The 17,465-nt window shown below is 67.4% G+C and carries 12 protein-coding genes and 1 tRNA gene; 2 read left to right on the plus strand and 11 right to left on the minus strand.

What is annotated here, in order from left to right; genetic code table 11:
• Positions 1 to 216: 216 nt before the first annotated feature.
• The 10 genes from ACZ60T_RS10555 to ACZ60T_RS10600 all read right to left on the minus strand — a co-directional run bounded on the left by ACZ60T_RS10555 (position 217) and on the right by ACZ60T_RS10600 (position 13,615).
• Positions 217 to 4,116, minus strand: coding sequence for a DNA-directed RNA polymerase subunit beta' (locus tag ACZ60T_RS10555; RefSeq protein ID WP_365632452.1), 3,900 nt, complete (start codon positions 4,114 to 4,116; stop codon positions 217 to 219).
• A 97-nt stretch (positions 4,117 to 4,213) separates the two neighbouring features.
• Positions 4,214 to 7,699 (minus strand): DNA-directed RNA polymerase subunit beta, encoded by a 3,486-nt coding sequence (gene rpoB, locus ACZ60T_RS10560; RefSeq protein WP_365632449.1) that lies wholly within the window; start codon positions 7,697 to 7,699, stop codon positions 4,214 to 4,216.
• 687 nt (positions 7,700 to 8,386) lie between these two features.
• Complete coding sequence (gene rplL / locus ACZ60T_RS10565; RefSeq protein ID WP_365632446.1) at positions 8,387 to 8,770, minus strand: 50S ribosomal protein L7/L12; 384 nt, start codon at positions 8,768 to 8,770, stop codon at positions 8,387 to 8,389.
• Between the two features lie 114 nt (positions 8,771 to 8,884).
• Positions 8,885 to 9,415 carry a 50S ribosomal protein L10 gene (gene rplJ / locus ACZ60T_RS10570; RefSeq protein WP_020941659.1) on the minus strand — a complete coding sequence of 177 codons (531 nt, stop codon included), beginning with the start codon at positions 9,413 to 9,415 and terminating at the stop codon, positions 8,885 to 8,887.
• A gap of 294 nt (positions 9,416 to 9,709) precedes the next feature.
• Positions 9,710 to 10,573, minus strand: a complete 864-nt coding sequence (locus tag ACZ60T_RS10575) for an SCO4651 family lipoprotein (RefSeq protein WP_469665524.1) — start codon at positions 10,571 to 10,573, stop codon at positions 9,710 to 9,712.
• 222 nt (positions 10,574 to 10,795) lie between these two features.
• Positions 10,796 to 11,521 carry a 50S ribosomal protein L1 gene (rplA, locus tag ACZ60T_RS10580; protein ID WP_365632440.1) on the minus strand — a complete coding sequence of 242 codons (726 nt, stop codon included), beginning with the start codon at positions 11,519 to 11,521 and terminating at the stop codon, positions 10,796 to 10,798.
• A 96-nt stretch (positions 11,522 to 11,617) separates the two neighbouring features.
• Positions 11,618 to 12,052 (minus strand): 50S ribosomal protein L11, encoded by a 435-nt coding sequence (gene rplK / locus ACZ60T_RS10585; RefSeq protein WP_053846805.1) that lies wholly within the window; start codon positions 12,050 to 12,052, stop codon positions 11,618 to 11,620.
• Between the two features lie 168 nt (positions 12,053 to 12,220).
• On the minus strand, positions 12,221 to 13,072 hold the full coding sequence (gene nusG, locus ACZ60T_RS10590) for a transcription termination/antitermination protein NusG (protein ID WP_365632437.1): 852 nt from the start codon (positions 13,070 to 13,072) through the stop codon (positions 12,221 to 12,223).
• 80 nt (positions 13,073 to 13,152) lie between these two features.
• Positions 13,153 to 13,434, minus strand: coding sequence for a preprotein translocase subunit SecE (gene secE, locus ACZ60T_RS10595; protein WP_252424585.1), 282 nt, complete (start codon positions 13,432 to 13,434; stop codon positions 13,153 to 13,155).
• Between the two features lie 108 nt (positions 13,435 to 13,542).
• Positions 13,543 to 13,615: transfer RNA gene (locus ACZ60T_RS10600), tRNA-Trp, on the minus strand.
• 322 nt (positions 13,616 to 13,937) lie between these two features.
• On the opposite strand from ACZ60T_RS10600, the gene ACZ60T_RS10605 reads away from it, so the two are divergent.
• Positions 13,938 to 15,164, plus strand: a complete 1,227-nt coding sequence (locus ACZ60T_RS10605; RefSeq protein WP_365632434.1) for a pyridoxal phosphate-dependent aminotransferase — start codon at positions 13,938 to 13,940, stop codon at positions 15,162 to 15,164.
• Positions 15,165 to 15,301: 137 nt separating this feature from the next.
• Positions 15,302 to 16,363, plus strand: coding sequence for an adenosine deaminase (locus ACZ60T_RS10610; protein ID WP_365632431.1), 1,062 nt, complete (start codon positions 15,302 to 15,304; stop codon positions 16,361 to 16,363).
• 18 nt (positions 16,364 to 16,381) lie between these two features.
• Here the strand turns inward: ACZ60T_RS10610 and ACZ60T_RS10615 are convergent, their stop codons facing one another.
• Positions 16,382 to 17,437 (minus strand): UDP-N-acetylmuramate dehydrogenase, encoded by a 1,056-nt coding sequence (locus ACZ60T_RS10615; protein WP_469665525.1) that lies wholly within the window; start codon positions 17,435 to 17,437, stop codon positions 16,382 to 16,384.
• Between the last annotated feature and the right edge of the window lie 28 nt (positions 17,438 to 17,465).

Here is a 17,465-nt window from a genome sequence, read left to right on the forward strand (position 1 = left end):
ATGGAGTGGGCTCCGACACGCCGCCCTTTTGCGAGATGTCCCGTCACGGCCCTGAACGCCCGAGATAGCCGCGAAACGGCTTGATGTCAGGTGATGTCAGGCATGGTGGGAAACGCGGCCCTGAGCCCGCTCCAGGCCCGTCCTCTCCCCCACGCGACGCCGAAGGGCGGCCACCCCTCGCGGGGTGACCGCCCTTCACAGCGTCAGACGTACGCCTTACTGGTTGTACGGACCGTAGTCGTAGTCCTCCAGCGGCACGGCCTGGCCGGAGCCCGTACCGAACGGCGAGTAGTCGATGTCGTCGTAGCCGACGGTCGAGTACATCGCGGCCTTGGCCTCCTCGGTCGGCTCGACCCGGATGTTGCGGTAGCGGGACAGACCCGTACCGGCCGGGATGAGCTTACCGATGATGACGTTCTCCTTGAGGCCGATCAGGGAGTCGGACTTGGCGTTGATCGCCGCGTCCGTGAGGACCCTGGTCGTCTCCTGGAAGGACGCGGCGGACAGCCACGACTCGGTCGCCAGCGACGCCTTGGTGATACCCATGAGCTGCGGACGGCCGGAGGCGGGGTGACCGCCCTCCTGGACCACACGACGGTTCTCGGTCTCGAACTTCGAGCGCTCGACCAGCTCGCCAGGCAGCAGCTCGGCGTCGCCGGACTCGATGATCGTCACGCGGCGGAGCATCTGCCGGATGATGATCTCGATGTGCTTGTCGTGGATCGACACACCCTGCGAGTTGTAGACCTTCTGGACCTCGCCGACCAGGTGGACCTGGACGGCACGCTGACCCAGGATGCGCAGCACGTCGTGCGGGTTGGTGGCACCCACGGTGAGCTTCTGGCCCACCTCGACGTGCTCGCCCTCGCCGACCAGGAGACGGGCGCGCTTCGAGATCGGGTACGAGCTCTCGTCGCTGCCGTCGTCCGGCGTGATGACGAGCTTCTTGGTCTTCTCGGTCTCCTCGATGCGCACGCGACCGGACGCCTCGGAGATCGGGGCGACACCCTTCGGCGTACGGGCCTCGAAGAGCTCGACGACACGCGGCAGACCCTGGGTGATGTCGTCACCGGCCACACCACCGGTGTGGAAGGTACGCATCGTGAGCTGGGTACCGGGCTCACCGATGGACTGGGCGGCGATGATGCCGACCGCCTCACCGATGTCGACCAGCTTGCCGGTGGCCAGCGAACGGCCGTAGCACATGGCGCAGGTGCCGACCGCGGACTCACAGGTCAGGACCGAGCGGGTCTTGACCTCCTCGATGCCGCGCGAGACCAGGTCCTCGATGAGCACGTCACCCAGGTCCGTACCGGCCGGAGCCAGCACCTGACCGTCGACGACGATCTCCTCGGCGAGGCAGCGCGCGTACACCGAGGTCTCGACGTCCTCGGTCTTGCGCAGCACGCCGTCCGCGCCCCGTTCCGCGATCTTGAGCTTGAGACCGCGCTCGGTGCCGCAGTCCTCCTCGCGGATGATGACGTCCTGGGAGACGTCGACCAGACGACGGGTGAGGTAACCCGAGTCGGCGGTACGCAGAGCGGTGTCCGCCAGACCCTTACGGGCACCGTGCGTGGAGATGAAGTACTCCAGCACGGACAGACCCTCACGGAACGAGGCCTTGATCGGACGCGGGATGGTCTCGTTCTTCGCGTTCGACACCAGACCACGCATACCGGCGATCTGCCGCATCTGCATCATGTTTCCTCGGGCACCCGAGTCAACCATCATGAAGATGGGGTTCGTCTTGGGGAAGTTCTCGTTCATCGCCTCGGCGACCTCGTTGGTCGCCTTGGTCCAGATCGCGATGAGCTCCTGAGTGCGCTCTTCCTTGGTGATCAGACCGCGCTCGTACTGCTTCTGGACCTTCTCGTCCTGCGCCTCGTAGCCCTTGACGATCTCCTTCTTCGCCTCGGGAACGACGACGTCGGAGATGGCCACGGTGACACCGGAACGGGTCGCCCAGAAGAAGCCGGACGCCTTCAGGTTGTCGAGCGTCGCCGCCACGATGACCTTGGGGTAGCGCTCGGCCAGGTCGTTGACGATCTCGGAGAGCTGCTTCTTGCCCACCGAGTAGTCGACGAACGGGTAGTCCTCGGGCAGCAGTTCATTGAAGAGCGCGCGGCCCAGCGTGGTGCGCAGCCGGAAGCTGTCGCCCTGCTGCCACTCCGGCTCGCCCTCTTCCCGCGCCGGCGGGGTCCAGCCGCGCGGCGGGATGGTGCCCACCGGGAAGCGGATGTCGACCGACGACTGCAGCGCCAGCTCGCCGGCGTCGAACGCCATGATCGCCTCGGCCGTGGAGCCGAACGCGCGGCCCTCGCCCTTGACGTCACGCAGCTCGCCGTCCGTGGTGAGGAAGAACAGACCGAGGACCATGTCCTGGGTCGGCATCGTCACCGGGCGGCCGTCGGCCGGCTTGAGGATGTTGTTCGAGGACAGCATCAGGATGCGGGCCTCGGCCTGCGCCTCCGCGGACAGCGGCAGGTGCACGGCCATCTGGTCACCGTCGAAGTCCGCGTTGAACGCGGTGCAGACGAGCGGGTGGATCTGGATGGCCTTGCCCTCGACGAGCTGCGGCTCGAAGGCCTGGATGCCGAGGCGGTGCAGGGTGGGCGCACGGTTCAGCAGCACGGGGTGCTCGGCGATGACCTCTTCGAGGACGTCGTACACGACCGTGCGGCCGCGCTCGACCATGCGCTTGGCGCTCTTGATGTTCTGCGCGTGGTTCAGGTCGACCAGACGCTTCATCACGAACGGCTTGAACAGCTCCAGCGCCATGGCCTTGGGCAGACCGCACTGGTGCAGCTTGAGCTGCGGGCCGACGACGATGACGGAACGCGCCGAGTAGTCGACTCGCTTACCGAGCAGGTTCTGCCGGAAGCGGCCCTGCTTGCCCTTGAGCATGTCGGACAGCGACTTCAGCGGACGGTTGCCGGGGCCTGTGACCGGGCGACCACGACGGCCGTTGTCGAAGAGCGCGTCGACGGCCTCCTGGAGCATGCGCTTCTCGTTGTTCACGATGATCTCGGGGGCACCGAGGTCGAGAAGGCGCTTCAGGCGGTTGTTGCGGTTGATGACACGGCGGTACAGGTCGTTGAGGTCGGAGGTCGCGAAGCGGCCACCGTCGAGCTGCACCATCGGACGCAGGTCCGGCGGGATGACCGGCACGCAGTCGAGGACCATGCCCTTGGGGCTGTTGGACGTCTGCAGGAACGCGGAGACGACCTTCAGGCGCTTGAGGGCGCGGGTCTTCTTCTGGCCCTTGCCGGTGCGGATGATCTCGCGGAGCCTCTCGGCCTCTTCCTCGAGGTCGAAGGACTCCAGGCGCTTCTGCAGCGCCGCGGCACCCATCGAGCCGTCGAAGTACGTGCCGAAGCGGTCACGCAGCTCGCGGTAGAGCAGCTCGTCGCCCTCGAGGTCCTGGACCTTGAGGTTCTTGAACCGGGTCCACACCTCGTCGAGGCGGTCGATCTCGCGCTGCGCACGGTCGCGGAGCTGCTTCATCTCGCGCTCGGCACCCTCGCGCACCTTGCGGCGCACGTCGGCCTTGGCGCCCTCGGCCTCCAGCTCGGCCAGGTCGGTCTCGAGCTTCTTGGCGCGGGCCTCCAGGTCGGAGTCGCGACGGTTCTCGATGTGCTGCCGCTCGACGGAGACATGCGCCTCCAGGGAGGGCAGGTCGCGGGTGCGGCGCTCCTCGTCGACGTACGTGATCATGTACGCCGCGAAGTAGATGACCTTCTCCAGGTCCTTCGGGGCGAGGTCGAGCAGGTAGCCCAGCCGCGACGGAACGCCCTTGAAGTACCAGATGTGGGTGACGGGAGCGGCAAGCTCGATGTGGCCCATCCGCTCACGGCGCACCTTGGCGCGCGTGACCTCGACGCCACAACGCTCACAGATGATGCCCTTGAAGCGGACGCGCTTGTACTTGCCGCAGTAGCACTCCCAGTCCCGGGTGGGGCCGAAGATCTTCTCGCAGAAGAGGCCGTCCTTCTCGGGCTTGAGGGTGCGGTAGTTGATGGTCTCGGGCTTCTTGACCTCGCCGTGGCTCCACTGTCGGATGTCGTCCGCAGTGGCCAGGCCGATCCGGAGCTCGTCGAAGAAGTTGACGTCGAGCACTATGCGTCAATCCCTCTCAGGGTCGTAAGTCTTGGGGTCTGATACGGGGGTCCTGGGGCCGGCGGGCCTTGAGCGATCAAGGCCCGCCGGACTCCCGTCAGACCTCTTCGACGCTGCTCGGCTCGCGCCGGGACAGGTCGATGCCGAGCTCCTCCGCAGCGCGGAAGACGTCCTCGTCGGTGTCACGCATCTCGATGGACATACCGTCGCTGGACAGCACCTCCACGTTCAGGCACAGGGACTGCATCTCCTTGATGAGCACCTTGAAGGACTCGGGGATGCCGGGCTCCGGGATGTTCTCGCCCTTGACGATGGCCTCGTAGACCTTCACGCGGCCGGTGACGTCGTCGGACTTGATGGTCAGCAGCTCCTGGAGGGCGTACGCGGCGCCGTAGGCCTCGAGGGCCCACACCTCCATCTCACCGAAGCGCTGGCCACCGAACTGGGCCTTACCACCCAGCGGCTGCTGGGTGATCATCGAGTACGGACCGGTCGAACGGGCGTGCAGCTTGTCGTCGACCAGGTGGTGCAGCTTCAGGATGTACATGTACCCGACCGAGATCGGGTCCGGGAACGGCTCACCGGAGCGGCCGTCGAACAGCCGGGCCTTGCCGGACGGGAGCACCATGCGCTCGCCGTCGCGGTTCGGGATGGTGTGCTGGAGCAGACCAGCCAGCTCGTCCTCGCGGGCACCGTCGAAGACCGGGGTGGCGACGTTGGTGCCCGGGGCGACCTGGTCGGCACCGATGGTCTGGAGACGCTTGGCCCACTCGTCGGCGAGACCGGAGACGTCCCAGCCGCGGCTGGCGAGCCAGCCGAGGTGGATCTCCAGGACCTGTCCCGGGTTCATTCGGGACGGCACACCCAGCGGGTTGAGGATGATGTCGACCGGGGTGCCGTCCTCCAGGAACGGCATGTCCTCGATCGGGTTGATCTTGGAGATGACACCCTTGTTGCCGTGACGGCCGGCGAGCTTGTCACCGTCGGTGATCTTGCGCTTCTGCGCGACGTAGACGCGGACGAGCTGGTTCACGCCCGGCGGCAGCTCGTCGCCCTCCTCGCGGTCGAAGACGCGCACGCCGATGACCTTGCCGGTCTCGCCGTGCGGCACCTTCAGCGAGGTGTCACGGACCTCACGGGCCTTCTCACCGAAGATCGCGCGCAGCAGGCGCTCCTCGGGGGTCAGCTCGGTCTCGCCCTTCGGCGTGACCTTGCCGACGAGGATGTCGCCGGCGATGACCTCGGCGCCGATGCGGATGATGCCGCGCTCGTCGAGGTCGGCGAGGACCTCCTCGGAGACGTTCGGGATGTCCCGGGTGATCTCCTCGGGGCCGAGCTTGGTGTCACGGGCGTCGACCTCGTGCTCCTCGATGTGGATCGAGGAGAGGACGTCGTCCTGCACGAGGCGCTGCGACAGGATGATCGCGTCCTCGTAGTTGTGACCCTCCCACGGCATGAACGCCACGAGCAGGTTCTTGCCGAGGGCCATCTCGCCGTTCTCGGTGGCCGGACCGTCGGCGAGGACCTGGCCCTCGATGACGCGGTCGCCCTCGTTGACGATGACCTTCTGGTTGACCGAGGTGCCCTGGTTGGAGCGCGAGAACTTGTGCAGGCGGTACGTGATGTACGTGCCGTCGTCGTTGGCGGTGGTGATGTAGTCCGCGGAGACCTCCTGGACCACACCCGCCTTCTCGGCCTTGACCACGTCGCCGGCGTCGACCGCGGAGCGGTACTCCATGCCGGTGCCGACGAGTGGCGCCTCGGACTTGATGAGCGGCACGGCCTGACGCATCATGTTCGCGCCCATGAGGGCACGGTTGGCGTCGTCGTGCTCGAGGAAGGGGATCATGGCGGTCGCGACCGACACCATCTGGCGCGGCGAGACGTCCATGTAGTCCACGTCCTCGCCGCCGACGTAGTCGACCTCGCCGCCGCGGCGGCGGACCAGCACGCGGGCCTCGGCGAAGCGGAGCTCGTCGGTCAGCGGCGCGTTGGCCTGCGCGATGACGAAGCGGTCCTCCTCGTCAGCGGTCAGGTAGTCCACCTCGTCGGTGACCTGGCCGTCGACGACCTTGCGGTACGGAGTCTCGATGAAACCGAACGCGTTGACCCGGCCGTAGGAGGCGAGCGAGCCGATCAGACCGATGTTCGGGCCTTCCGGCGTCTCGATCGGGCACATGCGGCCGTAGTGCGACGGGTGAACGTCACGGACCTCGAAGCCGGCCCGCTCACGGGAGAGACCACCCGGGCCGAGGGCGTTGAGACGACGCTTGTGCGTCAGGCCCGACAGCGGGTTGTTCTGGTCCATGAACTGGGAGAGCTGGCTGGTGCCGAAGAACTCCTTGATGGAGGCGACGACCGGCCGGATGTTGATCAGGGTCTGCGGCGTGATCGCCTCGACGTCCTGGGTGGTCATGCGCTCGCGCACGACGCGCTCCATACGGGCGAGACCCGTACGGACCTGGTTCTGGATCAGCTCGCCGACGCTGCGGATGCGGCGGTTGCCGAAGTGGTCGATGTCATCGGTCTCGACCATGATCGAGCGGCCGGACTCACCGGTCGTCTCGGTCTCCCCGGCGTGCAGCTTCACCAGGTACTTGATGGTGGCGATGACGTCGTCGGTGGTGAGCACGCCGGCGTCCAGCGGCTCGTCCGCACCGAGCTTCTTGTTGACCTTGTAGCGGCCGACCTTCGCCAGGTCGTAGCGCTTCGGGTTGAAGTAGAGGTTCTCCAGCAGCGTCTGCGCGGCCTCACGGGTGGGCGGCTCGCCCGGACGCAGCTTGCGGTAGATGTCGAGCAGCGCGTCGTCCTGGCCCTGGGTGTGGTCCTTCTCCAGGGTGGCGCGCATGGACTCGTACTGGCCGAACTCCTCGAGGATCCGCTCGGTGCTCCAGCCGAGCGCCTTCAGGAGGACGGTCACGGACTGCTTGCGCTTGCGGTCGATGCGCACACCGACCATGTCGCGCTTGTCGATCTCCATCTCCAGCCAGGCACCCCGGGACGGGATGATCTTGGCGGAGAAGATGTCCTTGTCGGACGTCTTGTCGATGGAGGAGTCGAAGTAGACGCCGGGGGAACGGACGAGCTGCGACACCACGACACGCTCGGTGCCGTTGATGACGAAGGTGCCCTTGTTCGTCATGAGCGGGAAGTCGCCCATGAAGACGGTCTGGGACTTGATCTCGCCGGTCTCGTTGTTGGTGAACTCGGCGGTGACGAAGAGCGGAGCCGCGTACGTGAAGTCGCGCTCCTTGCACTCGTCGATCGAGTTCTTCGGCGGCTCGAAGCGGTGGTCGCGGAAGGTCAGCGACATGGACCCGGAGAAGTCCTCGATCGGGGAGATCTCCTCGAAGATCTCCTCGAGGCCGGACTTGGTGGGAACGTCCTGACCGGACTCCAGAGCCGCCTCGACGCGAGCCTTCCATACGCTGTTGCCGAGCAGCCAGTCGAAGCTCTCGGTTTGCAGCGCGAGAAGGTTCGGAACCTCGAGGGGCTCCTTGATCTTTGCAAAGGAGATGCGCAGCGGGGCAGTGCTGGCGCCGTTGTTCGTATTCGCGGTCGAGGCGGTGCGCGAGGCGGCCAAGAGGGGGTCCTTCCGAGGGCTCGGACTCACTACGCGCGTGCCGGTCCCCACCAGACACAGAGATGGAAAGTCCCAGGTCAGAGACTCTTCAACGTCGATGCTCAAGTGAGGGGCGTGCTCCTGGTGACGGGCAGGAAGCAGCTAACAGGCAGCGCAAAGGGTCAGTGTAGCCACTTGGCACACTGAAGTCCAGTGCGGGTTTGCAGACTCACGATGGAGCCCCTCGTTGTTCCTCAACACCTGCGGCAAGCCACGCCCTCGCTGCACATCGATACTGCCCTCTTCGTCAGCGATCCATGCCTCGGATCCGGATCGTTGTGACGACGCGTTCCTGAGAATTGCGCGCTGCGTGCGGTTCGTCAAGAGCCCACTTGCCCAAACCGGGTGCTGCCATCGTCACTTGCAGCCATTCGCCGGGGCCTCGGAGGCACGACGAAGATCACCATACCCTCCGCGACGACGGCTGCAAGGCAGTCGGCACCCGGCCGTCGGGAACGCCGAAGAGCGACCACCCGGTTGGGTGATCGCTCTTCAGTGCGTCCGCGTTACAGCCCTACGAGTGAGCCGTGACGGCGTCCCGTACGGGGGCCGCGGCCCGTGTTCGAACGGGCGGTGTGAGGCGTTCGCGGAGCCGTACGGAGCAAGGCCCCGTACGGCCCGTGAGTCCACTGGGAACCCGAGGAGGTGTTACTTGACCTCGACGGAGGCGCCGGCGCCCTCGAGGGCCTCCTTGGCCTTGTCCGCGGCGTCCTTGGCGACCTTCTCGAGGACGGGCTTCGGGGCGCCGTCCACCAGGTCCTTGGCCTCCTTCAGGCCGAGGGAGGTCAGCTCGCGCACGACCTTGATGACCTGGATCTTCTTGTCGCCGGCGCCGGTGAGGACGACGTCGAACTCGTCCTTCTCCTCGACAGCCTCGGCGGTCGGGGCGCCCGGGCCGGCCATCATGACCGGGGCAGCCGCGGCGGCGGTGACGTCGAACTTGTCCTCGAAGGCCTTCACGAACTCGGAGAGCTCGATGAGGGTCATCTCCTCGAACTGGGCAAGCAGCTCGTCCTGGGTGAGCTTCGCCATGATGGCGGTCCTTCCACTAAATCGGCAGGTGCCGGGTGTACTGGGTAAGGCGGGCGTACGTCGGGCCCGCATCGACCCTCACCTCACGCGGCGAGGATCGGAAAGCGAGCCGAATTACTCGGCACCGCCCTGCTCGTCCTGCTTGGCACGAAGCGCGTCCACGGTGCGGACGAGCTTCGACGGGAGCGCCTGGAAGACAGAGGCAGCCTGGGACTGCTTGCCCTTGAACGCACCGGCCAGCTTGGAGAGCAGAACCTCGCGGGACTCGAGGTCCGCAAGCTTCTTGATCTCATCGGCGGACAGCGCCTTGCCGTCAAGGACACCGCCCTTGATGATGAGATTCGGGTTGTCCTTGGCGAAGTCACGCAGACCCTTCGCCGACTCCACCGGGTCACCGGTGACGAAGGCGACGGCCGTCGGACCAGCGAAGAGCTGGTCGTCCAGCGTGATCCCGGCCTCGTTGGCCGCAATCTTGGTCAGCGTGTTCTTCACCACGGCGTACTGGGCGTTCTCACCGAGCGACCGGCGCAGCGTCTTGAGCTGCGCCACGGTGAGACCGCGGTACTCGGTCAGCACGGCGGCGTTGGAGCTGCGGAACTTGTCCGTCAGCTCGGCAACCGCGGCAGCCTTGTCGGGCCTCGCCATAGAGCCTCGGCCTCCTTCCGGGTGATTCGGACCGCGCGGACCCCGAAGGAGGACTGGGGAAAACGAAACGCCCCGGCGCAGGCGCACGGGGCGTACTCAACCGGTTGTACGGGCGGTGATCGCTCACACTCCGGGAGTTCTTCCACAGTCACCTGCGCGGGTCGTCCGCAATTCAGCGGATCCTTCGGCCACCATGCCCTCGTTCGAGTTCACGGCAACGACCAGCGGTCTTTGGCTTCTGGAGAAGAATAAGGGAACGGGTCCGCGTCAAGCAAATCCGTTCCCGAGGCGCGCTCAGCTCTGGTCGGCTTCCTTCATCATCTCGGCGAGATCGACCGTGTCCTTGGCGGGCGGGGCGGTCACGGTCACCGGCTTGTTGAGGTCGAGGAACGTGATCGTCGTGTCGAGTTGACCCTCGTCGGCGTCGCTGCGCATGCGGAACTGCTTGGTGTGGTCGGCACCATCGATCCACATGTCCATGTCGATCGTGGTGGCGCCCATCTTCTCGTACACCTGGAGGCTCTTCTCCTGCTGATCCCGGATCGCCTTGTTCTTGCCCTTGAGGGAGTCGCGCAGGTCATCAAGAGTGAGCGTGCCGGTGTAGTGCGTCGTCTTCACGCCACCGACGGTCTCGGTGCCGACCTTCTTCACCTTCTTGGAGCTGGTGAGAAAGGTGGACTCCTGAGCCGGGTTCTGATTGGCCTGGCCGAGCTGGTCGGTGTTCAGGCCCTTGTCCGCGCCCATGGCGGCCATGTCGAACTTGAGCCAGTGCTTGCCGTCCATCTCCTTGGCGGCCTGGGCGCCGCCGTCGATGTACATCACGTTGTCGACGAGCCGGATCTCGACCTTGCCGTCAGCGCCCTTGTCCGGGGCCGTCATATTCATGCTCATGGCGAGTGGCTTCATGGCCATCTCGGCCTCGGCGCGGATCTTCCCCTCACCCGGGACCGTGCCGGTCATCCGGTAGTGGAGGGAGGTGATCTCCTCGGTGTTCTTCGCCGCCTTGGCCACGGCCGCGGCGGGCGTCATCTTCGGTTCCTCCGAACCACCGCCGCCGTCACCGCCCTTCGAGCAGGAGACCGCTCCGGCACTCAGGACCAGAGCCACCAGCGCCGCACCCACCGCACCGCGACCAGCCGCACCACGCACAAACTTCATGATTCCCCCCAAGGAACCCAACGAGATCTTGACCCTATCTTGAGTGGATGGGAAAGGCTGTTCAATTCCGGGCCCAGGAAGCCACGGAGGCTCCTTCGGTTCCGGACACAGGAAACCGCCGCCTCGGCGTCCGTCGAGTGCTCGCAGAACGCCGACGGGCCCCGCACCTCGGAAGGTGCGGGGCCCGTCGTCAGCTACGCGTGCCCGCGGCTGCCGTCAGGTTCAGACGGCGGCCGGGTCCTCCTCGACGAGGAGGTTGCGGGTGCGGTTGGAGTCCACCAGGATGCCGGGGCCCATCGTGGTGCTGATGGCGGCCTTCTTGATGTAACGCCCCTTGGCGGCGGACGGCTTCAGACGGAGGATCTCCTCCAGGGCCGCGCCGTAGTTCTCCACCAGCTTGGTGTCGTCGAAGGACACCTTGCCGATGATGAAGTGCAGGTTCGAGTGCTTGTCGACGCGGAACTCGATCTTGCCACCCTTGATCTCGGTGACAGCCTTCGCCACGTCCGGGGTCACGGTGCCGGTCTTGGGGTTCGGCATCAGACCACGGGGACCGAGCACGCGGCCGAGGCGGCCGACCTTGCCCATGAGGTCCGGGGTGGCGACGACGGCGTCGAAGTCCAGACGGCCCTTCGACACCTCGTCGATCAGCTCGTCGGCGCCGACGATGTCGGCGCCCGCGGCACGAGCGGCCTCGGCACGGTCACCGGTCGCGAAGACCAGGACCCGGGCGGTCTTACCGGTGCCGTGCGGGAGGTTCACGGTGCCACGGACCATCTGGTCGGCCTTGCGCGGGTCGACACCCAGACGGAAGGCGACCTCGACAGTGCTGTCGAACTTGGTCGTGGAGGTCTCCTTGGCGAGACGGACGGCCTCGAGCGGGGCGTACAGCTTCTCCCGGTCGATCTTGGCGTCCGCAGCGCGGAGAGCCTTGCTGCGCTTGCTCACAACTGCTCCTGTGTTGTTCTGAAAGGAGGCGTGGTACGGGCCGAGCAGGCCCTGCCACGTGCGGCCCTCAGGCCGCGGTTTCTACGAAGGTGGGGTTCAGCCCTCGACCGTGACGCCCATGGAACGCGCGGTACCGGCGATGATCTTCGCGGCGGCGTCCAGGTCGTTGGCGTTGAGGTCGGGCATCTTCGTCGTGGCGATCTCGCGGACCTGCGCCTCGGTGATCTTGGCGACCTTGGTCTTGTGCGGCTCGCCGGAGCCCTTCTCCACGCCCGCGGCCTTGAGGATCATCTTGGCGGCCGGCGGCGTCTTGGTGATGAAGGTGAAGGAACGGTCCTCGTAGACCGTGATCTCCACCGGGATGACCCAACCGCGCTGCGACTCGGTCGCGGCGTTGTAGGCCTTGCAGAACTCCATGATGTTGACGCCGTGCTGGCCCAGCGCCGGGCCGACCGGCGGAGCCGGGTTGGCGGCACCGGCCTGGATCTGGAGCTTGATGAGCCCCGTGACCTTCTTCTTCTTGGGAGGCATAGCTCTCCGGGTCCTTTCGATTCGGGTCCTGCCCGCTCCCGGGTGCCACCCGGATGCAGGCATACCGCACAACGATAACGGGTATAGCTGCGCGGCCAAAAACCGACCAGGTCAGGCAGGCTGGGACAGCCCGCCTGACCTGGTCGGAAGCGATAGGTCCAGAAGTGACTAGTTCTTCTGGATCTGGTCGAAGGAAAGCTCGACCGGCGTCTCGCGGCCGAAGATCTCCACCAGGCCCTTGACCTTCTTGGAGTCGGCGTTGATCTCGTTGATGGTCGCCTGCAGCGTCGCGAACGGGCCGTCGGTGACGGTGACCGAGTCGCCCACCTCGAAGTCCAGCACCTGGACCTCGACCTTGCGCTGCGGCGCCGGCTTGCCCGCGGCCTCGGCGGCCTCACGGGCGGCCTTCTCCTCCGCCTCCGGGGCGAGCATCTTGACGATCTCGTCCAGGGTCAGCGGGTACGGGTCGTAGGCGTTGCCGACGAAGCCGGTGACACCGGGGGTGTTGCGGACGACGCCCCAGGACTCGTTCGTCAGATCCATGCGCACCAGGACGTAACCCGGGAGCTTGTTCTGGCGGATGGTCTTGCGGTCGCCGTTCTTGATCTGGACGACCTCTTCCTGGGGCACCTCGGCCTGGAAGATGTAGTCCTCGACGTTCAGCGAGACGGCGCGCTGCTCGAGGTTGGTCTTCACGCGGTTCTCGTAACCGGCGTACGTGTGGATCACGTACCACTCGCCGGGCAGAGCGCGCAGCTCCTGGCGGAGCTTCTCGACCGGGTCGAGGTCGGGCTCCTGCTCGCCCTCGGCGGCCTCTTCCTCAGCGCTCTCGTCCTCGTCCACGACGTGCATGGCGGCCTCTTCGGCCGGCTCACCCGCGGTGGCTTCGGCAGCCTCGGCCTCGTCGACCTCGTCCGCGCCCTCGACGATCTCGAGCTCGTCGTCCACGGACTCGACGGCCTCGGGCTCGACGGCCTCCCCGCGCGGCTCCTTGGCGTCGTTCAGGTTCGGGTCAGACACGGTGGCTGCTTCTTCCTGGATACATAGGGGTGGAACATGCGAAACGGACGCCGGGCATCACGGCGTCCTTCGCGCTCGGCTCAGCCGAAGACGTACTTGGCAGCGTGGTTGAGCCCATAGTCAATCAGAGTCACCAGCGCGATCATGATCGCGACGAAGAAGATCACCACGGTGGTGTAGGACGTGAGCTGGTTCCGCGAGGGCCAGACGACCTTGCGCAGCTCCGCGATGATCTGACGGTAGAAGAGGGCAAGGCGCTTCAGCGGGCCCTTCTTGGCTCGCTTGCCACCCTTGCGGGTCTTCTTCTCCTGCACGTCGTCCCTGGCGTCAGGCATGTCGATGGAGCCCACGGCATCCGTCACTCGTCCTCACCTGATTCCGGGTCGTGGCCGTGCCGCGCCCGGTTGAGCCGCACGGCGAGTGCAATACGTACGTACTGTGCGCACACTTCCTGGTCGGGGAGTGTGTAGCAGGGCCGGAGGGACTTGAACCCCCAACCGCTGGTTTTGGAGACCAGTGCTCTACCAATTGAGCTACGACCCTTTGCTGCGTACCCCAACGTACCGCATCCGGACGGGTGCTCGGTGTGCACCAGCTCGATCGCGGCCGCCGAAGGCCAACGAGGTGAGAGTGTACGTGCTTCGGGGCCGGGCGTCGAACAGAAAGTGCTCGTCGGTGGTGTGCGGAGGCGAGATCGACGCCGGTTCGCCTGAAGATCCACCACCTCACGGCCCGGCCGCGGACATTTGTTCCCACCCTGCCCCCTGGTGCCCTCGTTCCCCGCCGCAGGGCCCCGGAGCAGCGGCTTCCGCGGAAAGTCAAACCGGAGTGTGCGCGGCGAATCCGGTCTGGAACGATGGGTCCCATGAGCGCTGCAACCCCTCCCACCGAGCGCCGGGTCTCCGCCCGGATCGGCGCGATCTCCGAGTCCGCCACCCTTGCCGTGGACGCCAAGGCCAAGGCCCTCAAGGCCGCCGGACGCCCTGTCATCGGCTTCGGTGCCGGCGAGCCGGACTTCCCGACGCCGGACTACATCGTCGAAGCGGCCGTCGAGGCCTGCAAGAACCCGAAGTACCACCGCTACACGCCGGCCGGCGGTCTGCCGGAGCTGAAGAGCGCCATCGCCGCGAAGACGCTGCGCGACTCGGGCTACGAGGTGGACCCCTCCCAGGTCCTGGTCACCAACGGCGGCAAGCAGGCGATCTACGAGGCCTTCGCCGCGATCCTGGACCCGGGCGACGAGGTGATCGTCCCGGCGCCGTACTGGACCACGTACCCCGAGTCGATCCGGCTGGCCGGCGGTGTCCCGGTGGAGGTCGTCGCGGACGAGACGACCGGCTACCGCGTCTCCGTCGAGCAGCTCGAGGCGGCCCGCACGGAGAAGACGAAGGTCGTCCTCTTCGTCTCGCCCTCGAACCCGACCGGCGCGGTCTACAGCGAGGCCGACGCCGAGGCGATCGGCCGCTGGGCGGTCGAGCACGGCCTGTGGGTGCTGACGGACGAGATCTACGAGCACCTGGTCTACGGCGACGCGAAGTTCACCTCGCTGCCCGCGCTCCTGCCCGAGCTGCGCGACAAGTGCATCGTGGTCAACGGTGTCGCCAAGACGTACGCGATGACGGGCTGGCGCGTGGGCTGGCTCATCGGCCCGAAGGACGTCGTCAAGGCCGCGACCAACCTCCAGTCGCACGCGACGTCCAACGTGTCGAACGTCGCGCAGGTCGCGGCCCTGGCGGCCGTGTCGGGTGACCTGGACGCGGTCGCGAAGATGCGCGAGGCCTTCGACCGGCGCCGCCGGACCATCGTGCGGATGCTGAACGAGATCGAGGGTGTTCTCTGCCCCGAGCCCGAGGGCGCGTTCTACGCGTACCCGTCGGTCAAGGGCCTGCTCGGCAAGGAGATCCGCGGCAAGCGTCCGCAGACCTCCGTGGAGCTGGCCGCGCTGATCCTGGAGGAGGCCGAGGTCGCGGTCGTCCCGGGCGAGGCCTTCGGCACCCCCGGCTATCTGCGCCTGTCCTACGCCCTCGGTGACGAGGACCTCGTCGAGGGCGTGAGCAGGATCCAGAAGCTGCTCGCGGAGGCGCGGGACTGACCTCCCGCTCCGGATGCCCCGGGGACCTGTCGCCCACCCCAGCGGGAAGGCGGCGGGTCCCCGTTTGTTTGTGCGGGCAAGACCACGGACGGTGAAAGCGCTACCGGTGGGGCGGGGACCTGCGGCACGATCTGGGAATGGAGCGTGTACGTGATCTCTCTGAGCTGCCGAAGGCCCATCTCCACCTGCACTTCACGGGGTCGATGCGGCCCACCACCCTGCTGGAACTGGCCGACAAGCACGGCGTCCGGCTGCCCGACGCGCTGACCGAGGCGCTGGTCAGCGGGGAGCCGCCGAAGCTGCGGGCGACCGACGAGCGGGGCTGGTTCCGCTTCCAGCGGCTGTACGACGCGGCGCGGTCGTGTCTGCGGGAGCCGGAGGACATCCGGCGGCTGGTGCGGGAGGCCGCGGAGGAGGACCTCAGGGACGGCTCGGGCTGGCTGGAGATCCAGGTGGACCCGACGTCGTACGCGCCGCGCCTCGGCGGTCTGATCCCGGCGCTGGAGATCATCCTGGACGCGGTGGAGACGACGGTCCGGGAGACGGGACTCGGGATGCGGGTCCTGGTCGCCGCGAACCGTATGAAGCACCCTCTGGACGCGCGCACGCTGGCCCGGCTGGCCGTGCGGTACCAGGACCGCGGGGTGGTGGGCTTCGGGCTCTCGAACGACGAACGCCGGGGCATGGCACGGGACTTCGACCGGGCGTTCGCCATCGCCCGCGAGGGCGGCCTGCTGTCGGCGCCGCACGGCGGCGAGCTGACCGGGCCCGCGTCGGTCCGCGACTGCCTGGACGACCTGCACGCGACCCGGATCGGCCACGGGGTGCGGGCCGCGGAGGACCCGCGGCTGCTCAAGCGCCTGGCGGACCGGGGGGTGACCTGCGAGGTGTGCCCCGCCTCGAACGTGGCGCTCGGCGTCTACGAGAAGCCGGAGCACGTCCCCCTGCGCAGGCTCTTCGAGGCGGGTGTCCCGATGGCGCTGGGCGCCGACGACCCGCTGCTGTTCGGCTCCCGGCTGGCGGCCCAGTACGAGATCGCCCGTCGCCATCACGGCTTCACGGACCGCGAACTGGCCGAGCTGGCACGGCAGTCGGTGCGCGGCTCGGCCGCCCCCGCGGACATGAAGGCGAAGCTGCTGGCCGGGGTGGACGCCTGGCTCAGCGGCCCGGGGACGGTGGAGCGGGAGGCCGCCTGCTGACGGCCTCCCCTGCCCTTCTCAGAGGGTCACGCCCACCGTCACCGGCTCGTTCACCAGCGTGATCCCGAAGGCCTCCCGGACCCCGGCCACGACCTCGCGGGCGAGGGCGAGCAGGTCCTCGGTGGTGGCCTCGCCGCGGTTGGTGAGGGCCAGGGTGTGCTTGGTGGAGATACGGGCCGGTCCGGTGCCGTACCCCTTGGTGAAGCCCGCCTTGTCGATCAGCCAGGCCGCCGACGTCTTGACGCGTCCGGGGCCCGCCGCGAACGCGGGCGGCTGCGCCTGATCGCCGAGCCGCTCCTTCACGCGCGCGTGGAAGGCGGCGAACTCCTCGTCGGTGAGGATCGGGTTGGTGAAGAACGAGCCCGCGGACCAGGTGTCGTGGTCCTCGGGGTCCAGGACCATCCCTTTCCCCGCCCGCAGCTTCAGGACGGTCTCCCGGGCGGCGGTGAGCGGCACGCGGTCGCCCGCCTCGACCCCGAGGACACGGGCCGTCTCCGCGTACCGGAGGGGAGCGGAGAGCCCCTGCGCGTCCTCCAGTCCGAAGCGGACGCGCAGCACCACATAGCGCTCGGGGTCGGCCTTGAAGCGGCTCGCGCGGTACGAGAACGCGCACTCGTCGTTCGTCAGCGTGACCGTCGTACGCTCCCTGCGGTCGTACGCGACCACCTCGCTGATCGTCGAGGAGACCTCCTGGCCGTACGCGCCGACGTTCTGGATCGGGGTCGCGCCCGCGGAGCCGGGGATGCCGGAGAGGCACTCGATACCGGCGAGCCCGGCCTCGACGGTGCGGGCCACGGCATCGGTCCACACCTCGCCCGCGGCCACTTCCAGCCTGGTGCCGTCGAGGGCGATGCCCGTCGTGGCGATGCGCAGGGCGGTGCCGTCGAAGCCCTTGTCGCCGATGATCAGATTGGATCCGCCGCCGATCAGCAGCAGCGGGACACCGGCGTCGTCGGCCTCCTGGACTGCGGAGATCACCTCGGCGTCGGTGGTGGCGGTGATCAGGCGGGTGGCGGGGCCGCCCAGCCGGAAGGTGGTCAGCGGGGCGAGCGGGGCGTCGTGGAGTTCCAGCACGGGCCCAAGACTACGAGACGGCACCGAC

The organism is Streptomyces sp. NPDC104371, from assembly GCF_055583785.1.